We start from the raw sequence: 15225 nt of genomic DNA, 5'->3' as shown, positions 1-15225 counted from the left end.
ACGATATGAAAAATATAATCATTTTTATGTTGTTGTGTTTTATATCTGTATCTTGTGTGGATAACGATGATTCTGATATAAAACTGGATGTTCCTTCTCAGCCAGAATTGACGGATAAGACCCCTGTTGATTCGAAGATTAAAAAAATGTATGAAAATTATGGATGTTTCATTCATTATGAATTTACAAAAGAGGAGTTTACTTATGATTGGTCAACACATTTCTCAACGCCGTCTTATTCTCCTGCTAAAGCGGATAAAGTTGTTGACGTGTTAGACTTTATAGAGGAAAAAGTTCTTTCTATTTTTCCGACAGAATTCTGTCAGAAATATGTCCCTTTAAATATCTATTTAACAGATACTTTGATGGGGTTATATAGTGATTGGAATGGTCATGCTGTGAATAGTAAGTTGATCATTGGGCGAGTGGGAGAACAGTTCGATGAATTAGATAAAGACGAGTTACGTGATGCTTGGATTTCGATATTTGTGGAACGGATGCTTGCTGTTTGGCCTTATCCGACAGATTTTGCGATTATCAGTGATGCCGGGTATAATCCGAGTTCAATTCTAAGTAACGGGACTGTTATCACGTATCAATACGTGGCAGCCACGACGGATATGGTTGCGACATATGCTATATTGAAATTTGGAAGGAGAGGAAAATATAATGCTAATGGGCGCAATATGTACACGACAAGTTATGCACAAGATTTTGGAGATTACGTGGCATTTATTGCTTTCAAGAAACCTTCGGAGAAAGAAACATATTATGCAAAGAATGCAGATGTGAAGAGAAAAGTAGAATTGGTGAAAGAGTACTTCCTTGAGAACTTTGGTATTACGTTACCAGAGGCCACGGAATAAATAAACGTAGGTTCCGTGACCTGACCCGGTCACGGAACCATGAAGAAGATCATTATAAAATTATATTGTATGAAAAAATTGTTGCTTGTTAGCATACTTATCGTGCTTAGGTTTACTGTTTTTGGACAGGGTACTGAGTTTTTAGAGGGGAAAAAATGGAGTGATGTCTTAAAAACGGCACAAGAACAGGGAAAGTATATTTTTATGGATTGCTACACCTCTTGGTGTGGTCCATGTAAGGGATTGGCACAAAACGTATTCCCGCAACCGAAAGTCGGGGCGTTTTTGAATTCTAACTTCGTGTGTTGCAAGTATGATATGGAAAAGGGAGAGGGGATTATGCTGTACAAGAAGTACAAGGATAACATTCCGGGATTCCCGACGATGTTAGTGATCAATCCTGCCGATGAAAGTATCGTTCATAAAGTTGTGGGATACACGGAACCGGATGCTCTTATTGCGGCTTTGCAGGACGGGTTGGATGGAAAGACGTTGGCTGTATTTCAAAAAAGGTATGAGGCGGGGGAACGTTCTTTGGAATTGATCAAGGATTATTGTAAAGCGCTTGACGTGGCGTATGATCAAGGTACAAAAGAGAAAATCGTGAGAGACTATATTGAATCTATGCCGTTGGACTCATTGATGAATAAAGAGTTGCTGGAATTGTATTTACCTTATTTAAATGATGCTTATTCTACGCAGTACGGGTATGTTCTTAAAAATCTGGATAAGCTCCAATACTGGCTTAAAATAAATCGGTATGATATTGAATCTCGTTTACAGAGGGCTATGTCGGATGCCGTGCGTGAGATCGTGAATGTAACGCTTGCGTATACTAATGCAGACACTTTAGCTTTGATGAAAACGAAAGAAGAAAAGTTGAAAAAATTATTACAGGGAGTGTCCGTGAAAGGTTTTGGTGAATTGAATGCCAAGCTTGCTATTAATGATATACGGATGAATGGAGATATTCTGGCTCTTGATGCGATACTAGAGGCTGATAAGACTTTACAGGCTACAAGAGACGAGTATTCTTTCCGACCGGATATGTACAAATTCATGATTGAACACGCTGATGCCGGAACTCAAAAAGAGATTATCCGGAAATACTTGGCAATCATGCAAGAGAAACAGGATGTTGCAGATGAAAGAAGTAATGGCAAAGTTACTCTTTTTACTGAAAACGCTTACGATATTTTGGCTATCGGGTATTATCGTTTAGGGGATAAGAAAAAGAGTGAGGCGTGTGCGAAAAAATTTGATGAGTATTATAAACTTCGGTTGGTAGATATGAAGAAGATGTTTAAAGATGAGAAAACTCAAGCTCAGATTGATGATGAATATCGTCAGAGAATGAATGATCTTCACGAGAAAATTGGGATGAAGTAACACGAAAAATGGTATTGTATGAAAAGATTGTTAATCATTTGTATGCTTGTGGTGTTAGGAAACGGCGTTTTCGGACAGGGTATCGAGTTCATGGATAATGAACCGTGGAGCAAGGTTTTACAGCGAGCGAAAGAGCAAAATCAGCTGATATTCATGGATTGTTACACGGTGTGGTGCGGCCCTTGTAAAGGGTTGGCGCAGGATGTTTTCCCGCAGAAACAGGTGGGTGATTTTTTCAATGCCCATTTCGTGAACGTGAAGTATGATATGGAGAAAGGTGATGGGAAAATGTTACGTGAAAAATACAAGGAGTATATCATTGGTTTTCCGACTTTATTATTACTTGATGGTGATGGAAATGTTGTGCATCAAATGGCTGGTTACCAAAAGGCGGAGAACTTGATTGCCGGAATGAAAGCGGGAATGGAGGGGAAATCATTACCGGCCTTGCAGAAAAAGTACGAGGCTGGAGTTCGTGATTTTGAAACGATTCGTGATTACGTGGCAGCATTGAACGGGGCTTTTAAAAGAGAGAATATCCCAACGATTATTTCTGAATTTATTGCGACGATCCCGATGGAGAAACTAAAGGATAAAGAGATTTGGAATCTAGTGGGAAAATATATTACTGATCCTTATTCGGAAGCCTATCAATATGTTTTCAAGGAGATTGAGAAATACCAGTATCGTATGGATGTAAATCGTTACGATTTGGAACGTCAGTTAGCAGATGGAATGGGGAGAGCCGTGAAGGAAATTATAAGAGTCACCACGAGTACGACTGATCCTGACACGTTGAAAATGATGGCAGAGAAAGCAGATATTCTCCGGGGTATGTTGATTCAGAATACCGTAAAACGTTTTCCAATGCTCTTGTGTAAGTTGAGAATTAATGATTGTCGTTTGGCTGGAGACGTGGAGGGTATGTATAGTTGGATCATGTTTGCCGATGATTTGAATTTATTGAATTACGAGAATGATTTTCGGGGAGATACCTATATGTATATCACGGAACGAACCAAGGATAAAAAAGTTTTGAATTCCATATTGGACGTGATCGGCAAACAACAGGAGAAAGAAGATCAAGTGAAGAGTGATCTGGTGAAACAGAATTATTATGATTTGATCGCCACGCTTTACACGAGACTTGGACGAAAGGATAAGGCCGTGGATGCCCGGAAGAAATACGAACAGTTGGAAGAGGAAAAGAAAGCTGCCATGAGAAAATTATTTGGGGCGGATAAGGACAAGAAATGATGTTATATTAAAAAGATAGAAGTATGATAAAAAATGTATGTTATGGGTTATGTGCCATTATTTTACTAGTTATGGGATGTGACCAAAAAAAGACTTACACGATTTCGGGAACATGGGAGAATGGAAATGGAAAGGTCGTGTATCTGAAAAAGGAAACTAGGGAAAAGCAATTCCAGATTATAGATTCCGCAGTTGTGAAAGATAATCAGTTTAAAATGACGGGGGATATTCCGCAGGTTGAGAAATATTTACTTGCACTTGAGAAAAATGAGCAGGAGATTTTGTTGGATGGGGAACCGATCGAGGTTGTGGCTACCCAGATGACGAATAAAAATGGAGACAAGATTGATGCTTACAAAATGGCAATCCAGGGAAGTCACGAGCAGAAAGTTTTAGAGATGGCTCGGGGACTTTCAATGAGTAAAAGTATGGTCGGATTGGGGGGTATGTTTGCCATGGTACAGGTAAAAGATGATTCCGTGAAACTGGATTCCACGTATAAAGCGGTGGAGATGATGAAAAGAGCGGTTGATGAAAGGATTAAGAATTTCGTGGATTCGAACAGTAATAGCTTGGCGATTACGTATGTGATCGGGGACTTCATTGCTAGGGAATATCCTTTTGAAGACGTGGAGCGCTACTATAACAATCTGACCCCGGAAGTGAAAGCATCCTATCCGGGACAGTTGCTTAAGGAAAAAATGACAAGTTTGCGCTCGATCAACGTGGGTGGCATTGCTCCCGATATTGATTTGATGGCTCCGGATGGAAAACATGTTAAGTTATCTTCATTGAGAGGCAAGTATGTGCTGTTAGATTTCTGGGCATCTTGGTGTGGGCCGTGTTTGGCGGAAGTGCCGAATGTGAAAGCGGTCTATGAGCAATATAAGGACAAAGGGTTCGAGATATATGGTGTGTCATTGGACAACAAGAAAGATGCGTGGGTGAATGCCATTGAAAAGCACGATTTACCTTGGATACACGTCTCTTCTTTAAAGGGATGGGAATGTCCGGTGGCGAAGATTTACAACGTGACGGGAATTCCGAAAATGTATTTGTTGGATAAAGAAGGTCGGATCGTGGCCATGGACTTGAGAGGTGAGGCATTGAAGGAAAAAATGGCGTCTTTTTTTAATTGAAAAAGAGACTCTTCTTGTCAACCGTTTTGACTTTTTTAGTCTATAACAAGAAAAAGGTGTTTTATGAAACACGAATTATTTAAAACAGTATGTATGAAAAAATGGATGATTGTATTGTTGGCAATGATTATTGTCATGCCGTTGTCGTCAGACCTGTATGCGGCGAGTAAGAAGAAAAAGAAAAAAGGAACCGCCACGGCAACTCTGCCGGCCCCTAAGAAAGTAAGTCCTTACGAGAAGTTATTGAAGGGGAAGAACGTGGAGACTTCAAAAAGTGATTTTATCACGTTGCATAAAGTAGGCAGTAAATTGTATTTCGAGATACCCTTGAAGTACATGGATCGTGAGATATTACTGGCGTCAACCGTGACGAACGTGACTTCTCCGGAATTTTGTGACATCGGTTACAAGGCGAATAATCCCTTGCATCTGAAATTCACGAAACGGGACAGTTCTATTTTTCTGCGTTACGTGTCAACGGGCGTGACGACCGATAATTTGCAAAAGGCGATGAATAACGTGTATGGAGACCCGATCCTGTATGCCTATGACGTCAAGGCGTATAACCCGGACAGTACGGCCGTGGTGATTGACATGACCACGCTGTTCACAACAAACGTGAAAGATTTGAGTTTTTTCGCGGATGCCATGATGGGGGGAATGGTGAAAATCTCTTCTTCTTTTAAAAAAGAGGCATCTTACTTGGACGAGATCAAGGCTTTCGATGATAACCTGAGCGTGAAGACGGTGATGTCTTACGGGGTGTCGTTGAGCGTGATGGGTATGATGAAATTGATGGATGATTATCCTTTCACGGCCACGGTGACCCGTTCGATCTTGCTTTTGCCGGAAGATAAGATGATTCCCCGAATCTCGGATTCCCGCGTGGGGATTTTCAACAGTACGAAAACCCGTCTTTCTATCACGAAGGAGGATGAAATCGGGAATTATTCCGTGGCTCATCGCTGGAGATTGGAACCGAAGGACGTGGAGGCTTACAAACGGGGCGAGCTGGTGGAGCCCGTGAAACAGATTGTGTTTTACGTGGATGACGCTTTCCCGGAATTGTGGAAAGAACCGATTCGTCAGGCGGTGACTACCTGGAACGCCGCTTTCGAGAAAATCGGTTTTAAAAACGTGATGGTTGCGAAGGATTTCCCGAAGGATGATCCCGATTTTGACCCGGATAACTTGAAATATTCCTGTATTCGTTACGTGGCTAATTCCACGGCTAATGCAATGGGACCCTCTTGGACAGACCCGACGACGGGTGAGATTATTAATGCCTCCGTGTTGGTTTACGGTAATATCATCCAGTTGATCAATAACTGGCGTTTCGTGCAGACCGCCCAACTTGATCCTTCCGTGAGAGGCAAGAAATTGCCGGATGACGTGGTGAAAGCCTCTTTGATCTACGTGGTGGCACACGAAGTAGGGCATTGCTTGGGATTCATGCACAACATGGCCTCTTCGGCAGCTTTCCCGGTTGATTCGTTGCGTTCTGCATCGTTTACTCAAAAATATGGGACGACACCTTGTATTATGGATTACGCTCGTTTCAATTACGTGGCGCAACCCGGGGATAAGGGTGTGAAATTGACTCCCCCGAATTTAGGTGTTTATGACGAGTTCTTGATTAAATGGAATTATCAATATATTCCCGGAACGAGAGACGAGTGGGAGGAACAACCTATCGTGGAACAATGGGTGGACGAACATGCGGGAGACCCGATTTATCGTTATGGTCGCCAACAGATACAAAGCCGTTATGACCCGAGTGCTATCGAGGAAGATTTGGGTGATGACCCGATGAAGGCCAGCGAGTATGGCGTGAAGAATCTGAAGTATATTCTTTCCAACTTGCAAGGATGGATTAATGATGATCCGGATTATTCTCATCGTCAGGCCCTGTATGGTCAGATTATGACACAATATTATCGTTATCTGAAGAACGTGATGTATAATATCGGGGGAATCTATCTGACAGAAGTGAAAGAAGGTACTCCGGGTAAGCGTTATGAGGCTGTGCCGAAAGCTCGTCAGAAAGCATCTATGGCGTGGGTGTTGAAACAGTTTAAATCCATGGATTGGTTGAATAATGCGGAATTGAAGGCTCACTTCCCGTTAAGTGTTGACGGGAGTGCAATTGTTCGGAGTAGAGTGGCCGGGGATATTCAGGGATTGATCGGTAACGTGATTCTTTCTTCTCACGTGGCATCCTCTCCTTACTCGATTAATGAGTTTATGACGGACTTGTATAATGGCACGTGGAGTAACTTGTTACAAGGGAAGGTATTGACAGAGGGAGACAAGATTTTGCAAAACACGATGGTGGATATGGTTTGTGCATCATTGAATGATGGTGGTGCCAAGAAAAGCGCCTCTCCTTTTGGTTTTGTACCTTCTGTTGACGAGATCGTGGCTTACGGGTTGGATGAGAGTGGTTTGATCAGTCGTTTTGCCGACCAGTTCCGTGCGGTTGATGAAGAATATGGCCGGGGATACGTGGCCTCAAACATGGTGGCCGATCAGTTCGGAACTCCCGGTTACGGTTGGCAGAGAACGGTTGCCACGACGGCAATTGACGATTCTAAGGCCTATTTGCAGGATATGGCCGTGAAATCCCGGAATTTATTAAGAAGTAAAATAGGAGGAATGTCCGGAAACGCGAAAGTACATTATCAGTCTCTTCTTATCAAATTAAACAACGCGTTGAAGGACAAACTATAGTGTATGTTTTCTAGTTTGTGTTCAGAGTATGACGTCTGAAATTGATCTGGGGCAGTTCGTTTATCGAGCTGCCCTTCTTCTTTGTCTTTGTCGTATGTAAAAATGAATGATGGATATTTGATTGTTTTTCATATCTTTGTAAAAACGAATAGGAAAAGGCAATATATGAAGACAAAAGAAGAATATTTGGCAGATTTACGACTGTTTAAAGAAAAGTTTGCTGCAAAATATGGCATTCGTTCTATCGGAATCTTTGGTTCTGTGGCTCGTGGAGAACATCGGGATGATAGTGACTTGGATGTTTTTGTCGAGTTGGAAGAGCCTGATTTTTATACTATGCATGATATTCGGGATGCTCTTCAACAAATCTGTGGCTGTAAGGTTGATTTGTTGCGCCTGCGTGAGGGACTTCGGGAATTGTTAATAAAAAGAATCGAAAAAGATGGACTCTACGCTTAAGGAAGAGATTATAGATAAGTTGAAACAGATACTGGATTCAATAAATGTCATACGGGAGCGAAGTGTGGAGTTTCATAGTGTGTCTGATTTTTTACGGACTTCGTGGGGGGTGACGGTGATGGATTCTTGTGTCATGCGTTTACAAGTGATTGGTGAAACGATCAAGTCGATCGAGGACAAAACCCATGGAACGTTATTGGGGAGGTATCCACAAATTCCTTGGTTAAAGGTCATCGGGTTACGCAATATTATTTCGCATGAATATGCAAATATAGATTATGATATTATCTGGAATGTAATCAATAAGCATTTAACTCCTTTAAAGGAAGTTGTCGAGCAATTGATCGAAGATTTGTAATATCAATGGATAATTTATTAAATTCGCGTTCGATTATAATTTAGATATATATATGAGCGACAATTCCCTATTAGAGAAATTAGAGACATTTTATATTCGTTTCCGTGAGATCGGGCAGTTGATAACCGACCCGGAGGTGATACAGGACATGAATCGTTTTGTGAAGTTGAATAAAGAGTATCGTGATCTGGAACAGATCGTGGAGGCGGGAGACGAGTTGAAACGTGCGGTGAGTTCTTACGATGAGGCACGGGAAATATTGAACACGGAGACCGATAAGGAGCTGAAAGAGATGGCCGAGATGGAGATCGAGGAGCTGGATGCCAAGATTCCCGAATTGGAGTCGAAGGTGAAGATGTTGTTGGTGCCTGCTGATCCGGAGGATTCAAAGAACGTGATTCTTGAAATTCGTGCCGGAACTGGGGGTGACGAGGCCAGTCTTTTCGCGGGGGATTTGTTCCGTATGTATACGAAATTTTGCGAGTCCAAACGTTGGAAAATAGAAATAACCAATTACAGTGAAGGAACTTCCGGGGGATACAAGGAAATCGTGGCGAACATCACGGGTGACGGTGTCTACGGGATTATGAAATACGAGTCGGGAGTACACCGAGTACAGCGTGTTCCGGCAACAGAGACTCAAGGACGGGTTCATACCTCTGCGGCCACGGTGGCTGTACTGCCGGAGGCAGAAGAAGTGGATGTGGTGTTGAATCCGGCAGATATTCGGAAAGATACTTACTGTTCTTCCGGTCCCGGGGGGCAGTCCGTGAACACGACGTATTCCGCTATCCGTTTGACGCATATTCCCACGGGTATCGTGGTGACTTGTCAGGACGAGAAGTCGCAGTTGAAGAATTTGGCGAAGGCAATGACCGAGTTGCGTTCTCGTATTTACGCGATCGAGCATCAGAAATATTTAGACGAGATAGCTACAAAACGGAAAACAATGGTTTCCACGGGTGACCGTTCTGCCAAGATTCGTACTTACAATTATCCGCAAGGACGTGTGACTGATCATCGTATCAATCTGACGCTTTATAACTTGGCTGCCGTTATGGATGGCGAGTTGGGCGAGATTATCGAGAAATTGCAGATCGAGGAGAACACGGAAAAATTGAAGGAAAGCGGATTTTAAAGATAAAGGTTAAAAACTAAAAGATAAAAGTTAGAAGGTATGACTTATAACGAGTTATTTGAACAGGTAAAAAATAAAAAGTCCTTCCTTTGCGTGGGCTTGGATTCAGATATAAAGAAATTACCTCAACACCTGATGGGAGCGGAGGATCCCGTGTACGAGTTTAATAAAGCTATCGTGGATGCAACGGCAGACGTGGCAATTGCCTATAAACCTAATATCGCATTTTATGAGAGCAACGGTGTTTCCGGGTGGATCACGTTGGAGAAAACGGTGAAATACATCAAATCAAAATATCCTGAGATCTTCTTGATTGCCGATGCTAAACGCGGGGACATTGGAAATACATCCGAGATGTACGCCCGTGCTTTCTTGGAGACTATGGAATTTGATTCTATCACGGTGGCTCCTTATATGGGAGAGGATTCCGTGACCCCGTTTCTGAAATACGAGGGCAAATGGGTGATCCTGTTGGCATTGACCTCTAATAAAGGAGCTTTTGATTTCCAATTCTTTGAAGAGAATGGCGTGAAATTGTATGAACGGGTTTTGCGTAAATCTCAGGAGTGGGGAAATGACCAGAACATGATGTATGTCGTGGGGGCCACGAAAGCGGAAATGTTGAGCGGTATCCGTGAGATCGTTCCGAATCACTTCTTGCTGGTTCCGGGAGTGGGAGCGCAAGGTGGTAGTTTGGAAGAGGTCGCAAAATACGGTATGAACTCCCATTGTGGGTTGATCGTGAATTCTTCTCGTGGGATTATTTTTGCGGATAAGACCGAGAATTTTGCCGTGAGAGCGAGAGAAGAGGCCGTGAAGTTGCAACAACAGATGGCAGGATTGCTTGCTGCCAAAGGGGTGATTTAAGAGAAAGAGATTGAACTATATGTAGGAGGTGTGTTGCTTGGCGACACACCTTTTTGATTTATAAAGAGGGGCGTTTAAATTGTATATTTATAAGAGTGTCAGTTGTACGATTTCAACGTACAGCTGAGATCTCCTTCGTTTGATTGTAACGATCAATGACAAAATTTGCTCGCTCTTCTGGTGTCCCTTTAGGCACGATTATGGGCGAGTAATCAAGTTGTTGGTAGGTGACGAGCATAACATCGTAGGTTTCGACGGCTTCTTGGTAGGTTTGTTTGCGTTCGGAATCGGTTTCGTAGATCTCGGGCCAAGGGGGAAGAATGAATACCTGCGGATTGTAGCGGAAATCTTGAACGGCATGTTGGAGTTCGGGAGATGGGGATTGATGGGTGAGGTGTACGTAAGCGAGGGTGTCGGGGATACCCCGGTCGAAGAAAAGAACAGATTCCTGTTTTTGGTGCTGTTCGAAGGATTCCACGGAGCGGGAAAGCATGAGGTGGGTGTAAGCGGGTATATTTACCCAAGGGAGGGCGTCTCCGTTTCGGGAGGCTTGTTCCCGGATAATCTCCCGGGCTACTTCGGGAACATACGGAAAACCTTGTTTGGCCAATGCCTCTAGTAAGGTCGTTTTGCCAACACCGGGTCCCCCGGTGATGACAAAGAAGTTCGGTTTATAAATCATGTTTACAAGTTTAGAGCGTGCCGGATGAAAACGGCGAGTCCGTTATCTTCGTCCGCGGGCATGTTATCGAATTGATCCCGTAGTGGTTTCGGGGCATTGGACACGATGAACGGGTGACCGCAACGTTTGAGAAAATCAAGGTCGTTATAGTCATTCCCGAGTCCGGCACATTCATCGTAATGAATACCTAGCTGATCAAGGAGTAACTGGCAAGACGTACCTTTATTGACATCGGGAGCGAAAACTTCGGTCCAGATGGCTTGGTTGTCGATGGGGGACGTGGAACGGATCACGGAGTAGGTTGATAATTTTTGTTGAATATCACCGTGAAGTTGAAGTTGTTGTGCGTCTAGGATAACAAGAAATTGAGTGGCCCCGCCCTGTATCTCGTCGATTGAAGAGATAGGGATTCCCAAGCCGGGATAATTTTCGATACGGCGTCGGAAATCTTCGTGAAGAGAGGAGATATTCCGGTAATAAAAATGATGGTTGTCGGGAATTCTTTGCTGTATGGTAAAATTTATATCGTATTTCCAGAGGTGGGTAGCGATGTCTAGTGTTTCTTCGGCCGATAATTCCCGGGTGAGAAGAATCTCTTTGTCATCCCAGTGCATGATGCCGGCCCCGGAAGAAAATACCATATAATCCACCGGAAGGCCCTCGGGTAGCGTGTTGTTGAGAGAGAACACGGAACGTCCCGTGGCTAGGATGCGAACCACGCCTTGTTGGCCCGCCTCTTCCAGTGCAACTCGGTTTCCCTCGCTTATCTGGTGCCAGTTGCGGGGAAGTGTGGTTCCATCCAGATCAATAATGATAGCTTTAATCATGTAATAAGTTTAAATATTATTTTCAATTCTCCATTTTCAATTTTCAATTGTCTCAACGAGTTCATACTTGTAATAAGGTAATGGTTCGTTGAGGTAGTGGAGTACTTTTTCTTGATTCATGCCGTCGAGGGGATTATGAGCGTAGCCGAAGGTGGCTTTAATTCCCATATTGATAAAGTGTACGGCCCGGTCGAGGGCTTCCGGGAGACTGTCTCCATTGAGCATACATCCCGTGATCACGCTGGCGAAAGCGTCGCCCGTGCCAGGATATGAGGCCGGGATGTAGTCACATAGTACTCTCCAAGTCCGGTGATCCAAGCGGTTATAAGCGAGAGTGGCCACGTTTTGAGCATTGCTTCCGGGTGCGGAGGTGATAATCACGTGTTTCGGGCCGAGTTCGCTCAACTGTTTGCACCATTGTATTGCGGTTTCCACGGAGATCTCTTGTTGTGGGTTATGCCCGAGCAGAAAGGCTGCTTCCGTCAAGTTCGGGGTGATCACCTTGGCTTGGGAACAAAGTTTCCGCATTCCTTCCACCATGTCGGGTGTCATGCTGGAATATAATTCCCCGTGGTCTCCTAGTACGGGATCGACGAGAATGAAATTTTGGTCATTCTTGAAATGTGCGAAGAAATCACTGACGATGCCCATCTGTTTCACGGAGGCCAGGTAGCCCGTGTAAATGGCGTCAAATTGGAGTTGTAACTCTTTCCAGTGAGAGATAAAACTTTCCATGTAATCGGTCAGATCCAGCGAGCGGAAATCCTTGTATTCGCTATGAGCGGATAGTATGGCGGTGGGAAGGGGGCAAACCTGGAATCCCATGTGTGTCAGTATGGGGATGGCCACGGTCAATGAAGCTCTTCCGTAGCCAGACAGGTCGTGAATGGCGGCAATTTTCTTCATGATTAATCGTTTTCTTTATTCCCCAAAGGTAATAAAATTTATTTCAGTGGAACATACGGCAAGGTGAACCAAAAAGTGGAACCTTTGCCTTCCTCTGAATCGACGCCTATTTTTCCCCCTAGTTTCGAGATAATTGTTTCACTGATGGCTAATCCCAGTCCCGTTCCCTGGGCAAAATTATTCAGTTTGATAAAGCGGCCGAATACTTCCTCTTTTTTATCGGGTGCAATCCCGCAACCCGTGTCCGAGACGTAAAAATAGAGCGTGCCGGGTGACGAGAGTCTGTAACCTAGTTTTATGCTCCCTTGGTGAGTAAACTTGATGGCATTCGTGATGAAGTTGTTTATAACTTGGAATACGCGATTTCGTTCTGTTCTGATAATGCACTGTGGCAAACGTTCTTCCACGCTGAACGTGACATCGGGATTTATCATTTTAAGCAGGGTCGCTTGGGCGATTTCTTCAATGAGGCTATTTATATCTACTTTCGAGTACACGAACTCCAACGTCCCTGCCTCAATTTTAGAGAGGTCGAGAATGTCATTGATTAATTGTAGTAACAGGTTATTATTATTTTTTATGATTTTAATATATTCCTGCCTTTCTGTTTCATCTTCCGTCATGGCGAGAATCTCGGAGAAACCCACGATCGAGTTGAGTGGAGTGCGGATTTCATGACTCATGTTTGCTAAAAATGCAGATTTCAAGCGGTTGCTTTCCTCGGCCTGCTCTTTGGCATGTAATAGCTTTTGTTCCATTTGTTTACGTTCCGTGATCACGATACTTGACCCGATGATGGTTTTCGGTTTTCCCGTGCTATCGTATTCGTAAACGGTTCCTTGCTTGTTGACCCACTCGTATTCCCGGTCATTGTACCAGTGTACGAGGTATTCCTCGTGAAATTCTTTGCGTTTACCTGTTAGGAGTTCATTGAACACGTCACGCATATGTTCCCGGTAGTCGGGATGTATCGAGTTGATATACTTTTCGACTTTACAGTAGTATTTGCCGTCAATGGCAAAGAGAGCGTCTTCATGATGGTAGATGTCGTAATCACAAGAGAAGGTTAACGATGGAACGTCGCAATCCCATGGGAGGACGTTTGCCAGGCTGAGGACGGAGGAAAGCGAGGAATTCGTGATTTCCAGTTCCTCTTTGGCATCCCTCAATGAAGTTTCCAGCCTTTTGTAATCATCAATAGAACAGGATGTCCCTATTAGACGGTTCGTGTTTTTTTGCGCCCCATCTTCTTCCTGCAAAGCGTTAATTTCAACCCATTTATAATTTCCGCAATGTCTGAAATCCGCCCGGAAGGTGAATCTTATCCGGTATACTTTTCCCCGGATAAGGTTGTTAAACTCTTTCGTTACACGTTCCCGATCGTCCGGGTGAATGGCGTTGTAGAATTTAGCCATCGGTATTTTCAGGTCCCATTCGAGGGTGTCCCTGTAAATGCCTTTTAATTGCAGGGAGTTGGTTATGAACACTTGTTCTTCGATATCATACATCCAAAGGGCGTGTTTCGTGATATTCAGGGCGAGAATCAATTTTTGGGTAAGGGATTTGATTTCTTCCTGTTGTTTTTGCATATTACTTATATCCAATGCTGTACACACGAGCCACTTCACGTTATCTTCCGTGAAGAGATGTTTGGTGATTAACAGCGTGTGTTCCAAGTTGTCGGAGAGAATGAATTTCTCGGCTCCTTGATAAGATGTTTTCCCCGCGGCCAGTTTCCGGTCGAATTCTTGCATTTGTCGGGCTCTTTCTTCACTTGTGATCAGCTCTTCCGAGTTCCCGATCATTTCTTCGGCTGTACGCCCGAATATGGCCGATCGCTCGCTCCAGAATATATAACGTTCCGTGTTCATGTCTTTGATTGAAATGGGGAACTCTATACTTTCGAGTACCCGGTTCAAAAAGAGCTGTAATTTTTCGGTCTCTGTTTTTCTCAACGTGTAATCGGTGATGTCTCGCATGAAAGCGATCACTTGATTGTTCGGGAGTAGGGCAGTGTGAACATCAAAAAAGTACTTGATATTTTTTACCGGGAGATAGATGTCAAAATATCGGGGAGCCTTTTCCTCCCGTGTCTTTTGGAGTTGTTCCTGAAAATAGTTTTTGCTTTCCGGTTCTTCAATGAGTTCTTCCAAAGTTTTACCGATCATCTCTTCCGGGGGATAAGGGATATGCTCGAGGATGGGATTGAGTAAGCTGACTAGATGATATGACTCATCAAAGATAATCATCATGTTCGGGGTTGCGGCCAGTATAGCCTCCTGCATTTCCACCGACGGTTTTGTTCCGAAAGTTGAAGAATATTCTGACATATATAATACTATTTTGTACGCCTTTACTCCCTGTTGGGGGGATGTTCTTCAAATGTACGTTTTTTTTATTTATTTAGTCATGTATATAATTGTTTATTTTTATGGGGGCGGGTATTATAAAGTGAATATAAATAATCGTGGGTGTATTTTATGAGGGTGTGTCTCGTAAAATTTGATTTTTTAGAGAGTTCGTGTCAAAAATATAGGGGTGTGTATTGAAAATAAATAATATTTTATATATTTGACCCCTGAAAATATAGGGTTCACTTCTTAAAAT

13 protein-coding genes are annotated in these 15225 nt (G+C 43.3%); 9 read left to right on the top strand and 4 right to left on the bottom strand.

All coding sequences use genetic code 11. The features are described from left to right. Positions 1-5 precede the first annotated feature (5 nt). The 9 genes from F1644_RS07745 to pyrF all read left to right on the top strand — a co-directional run bounded on the left by F1644_RS07745 (position 6) and on the right by pyrF (position 10203). The gene (locus tag F1644_RS07745) at positions 6-866 is read left to right on the top strand and encodes a putative zinc-binding metallopeptidase (protein WP_087421958.1); all 861 of its coding nucleotides are present in this window, start codon (positions 6-8) and stop codon (positions 864-866) included. 69 nt (positions 867-935) lie between these two features. After that, positions 936-2255 carry a thioredoxin family protein gene (locus F1644_RS07740; protein ID WP_158572069.1) on the top strand — a complete coding sequence of 440 codons (1320 nt, stop codon included), beginning with the start codon at positions 936-938 and terminating at the stop codon, positions 2253-2255. A gap of 18 nt (positions 2256-2273) precedes the next feature. After that, on the top strand, positions 2274-3512 hold the full coding sequence (locus tag F1644_RS07735) for a thioredoxin fold domain-containing protein (RefSeq protein WP_118305685.1): 1239 nt from the start codon (positions 2274-2276) through the stop codon (positions 3510-3512). A gap of 23 nt (positions 3513-3535) precedes the next feature. Next, positions 3536-4651, top strand: coding sequence for a TlpA disulfide reductase family protein (locus F1644_RS07730; RefSeq protein ID WP_118305686.1), 1116 nt, complete (start codon positions 3536-3538; stop codon positions 4649-4651). A 93-nt stretch (positions 4652-4744) separates the two neighbouring features. After that, complete coding sequence (locus F1644_RS07725) at positions 4745-7381, top strand: zinc-dependent metalloprotease (protein ID WP_118305705.1); 2637 nt, start codon at positions 4745-4747, stop codon at positions 7379-7381. A 165-nt stretch (positions 7382-7546) separates the two neighbouring features. Next, positions 7547-7840: a nucleotidyltransferase family protein gene (locus tag F1644_RS07720; RefSeq protein WP_087421954.1), complete on the top strand. Its 294-nt coding sequence runs from the start codon at positions 7547-7549 to the stop codon at positions 7838-7840. After that, complete coding sequence (locus F1644_RS07715; RefSeq protein WP_118305687.1) at positions 7824-8198, top strand: HepT-like ribonuclease domain-containing protein; 375 nt, start codon at positions 7824-7826, stop codon at positions 8196-8198. Before F1644_RS07720 ends, F1644_RS07715 begins: the two co-directional genes overlap by 17 nt. A 52-nt stretch (positions 8199-8250) precedes the next feature. Then, positions 8251-9336 carry a peptide chain release factor 1 gene (gene prfA / locus F1644_RS07710; protein WP_118305688.1) on the top strand — a complete coding sequence of 362 codons (1086 nt, stop codon included), beginning with the start codon at positions 8251-8253 and terminating at the stop codon, positions 9334-9336. Between the two features lie 39 nt (positions 9337-9375). After that, positions 9376-10203, top strand: coding sequence for an orotidine-5'-phosphate decarboxylase (pyrF, locus tag F1644_RS07705; RefSeq protein ID WP_087421952.1), 828 nt, complete (start codon positions 9376-9378; stop codon positions 10201-10203). A gap of 112 nt (positions 10204-10315) precedes the next feature. On the opposite strand, the gene F1644_RS07700 is transcribed toward pyrF, so the two are convergent. Genes F1644_RS07700 through F1644_RS07685 form a run of 4 tightly spaced genes read right to left on the bottom strand, consistent with a single transcriptional unit; the run spans position 10316 to position 14948 of the window. Further along, the gene (locus F1644_RS07700) at positions 10316-10885 is read right to left on the bottom strand and encodes an AAA family ATPase (RefSeq protein WP_118305689.1); all 570 of its coding nucleotides are present in this window, start codon (positions 10883-10885) and stop codon (positions 10316-10318) included. A gap of 2 nt (positions 10886-10887) precedes the next feature. Further along, positions 10888-11712, bottom strand: coding sequence for an HAD family hydrolase (locus F1644_RS07695; protein ID WP_118305690.1), 825 nt, complete (start codon positions 11710-11712; stop codon positions 10888-10890). A gap of 36 nt (positions 11713-11748) precedes the next feature. Beyond that, positions 11749-12618: a pyridoxamine kinase gene (locus F1644_RS07690; protein WP_118305691.1), complete on the bottom strand. Its 870-nt coding sequence runs from the start codon at positions 12616-12618 to the stop codon at positions 11749-11751. A gap of 38 nt (positions 12619-12656) precedes the next feature. Beyond that, positions 12657-14948, bottom strand: coding sequence for a sensor histidine kinase (locus tag F1644_RS07685; protein ID WP_168044607.1), 2292 nt, complete (start codon positions 14946-14948; stop codon positions 12657-12659). Positions 14949-15225 lie beyond the last annotated feature (277 nt).

The sequence above is a fragment of the Butyricimonas paravirosa genome, assembly GCF_032878955.1.
GTDB classification, from domain to species: domain Bacteria; phylum Bacteroidota; class Bacteroidia; order Bacteroidales; family Marinifilaceae; genus Butyricimonas; species Butyricimonas paravirosa.
The sequence above is the reverse complement of the archived record's forward strand: the minus strand, read 5'-3'. Positions and strand labels throughout refer to the sequence as shown.

Excerpts from the sequence above, each read along its gene's own strand:
- F1644_RS07745 (WP_087421958.1), top strand. The coding sequence starts at position 6 with ATGAAAAATATAATCATTTTTATGTTGTTGTGTTTTATATCTGTATCT.
- F1644_RS07740 (WP_158572069.1), top strand. The coding sequence starts at position 936 with ATGAAAAAATTGTTGCTTGTTAGCATACTTATCGTGCTTAGGTTTACT.
- F1644_RS07735 (WP_118305685.1), top strand. The coding sequence starts at position 2,274 with ATGAAAAGATTGTTAATCATTTGTATGCTTGTGGTGTTAGGAAACGGC.
- F1644_RS07730 (WP_118305686.1), top strand. The coding sequence starts at position 3,536 with ATGATAAAAAATGTATGTTATGGGTTATGTGCCATTATTTTACTAGTT.
- F1644_RS07725 (WP_118305705.1), top strand. The coding sequence starts at position 4,745 with ATGAAAAAATGGATGATTGTATTGTTGGCAATGATTATTGTCATGCCG.
- F1644_RS07720 (WP_087421954.1), top strand. The coding sequence starts at position 7,547 with ATGAAGACAAAAGAAGAATATTTGGCAGATTTACGACTGTTTAAAGAA.
- F1644_RS07715 (WP_118305687.1), top strand. The coding sequence starts at position 7,824 with ATGGACTCTACGCTTAAGGAAGAGATTATAGATAAGTTGAAACAGATA.
- prfA (WP_118305688.1), top strand. The coding sequence starts at position 8,251 with ATGAGCGACAATTCCCTATTAGAGAAATTAGAGACATTTTATATTCGT.
- pyrF (WP_087421952.1), top strand. The coding sequence starts at position 9,376 with ATGACTTATAACGAGTTATTTGAACAGGTAAAAAATAAAAAGTCCTTC.
- F1644_RS07700 (WP_118305689.1), bottom strand. The coding sequence starts at position 10,885 with ATGATTTATAAACCGAACTTCTTTGTCATCACCGGGGGACCCGGTGTT.
- F1644_RS07695 (WP_118305690.1), bottom strand. The coding sequence starts at position 11,712 with ATGATTAAAGCTATCATTATTGATCTGGATGGAACCACACTTCCCCGC.
- F1644_RS07690 (WP_118305691.1), bottom strand. The coding sequence starts at position 12,618 with ATGAAGAAAATTGCCGCCATTCACGACCTGTCTGGCTACGGAAGAGCT.
- F1644_RS07685 (WP_168044607.1), bottom strand. The coding sequence starts at position 14,948 with ATGTCAGAATATTCTTCAACTTTCGGAACAAAACCGTCGGTGGAAATG.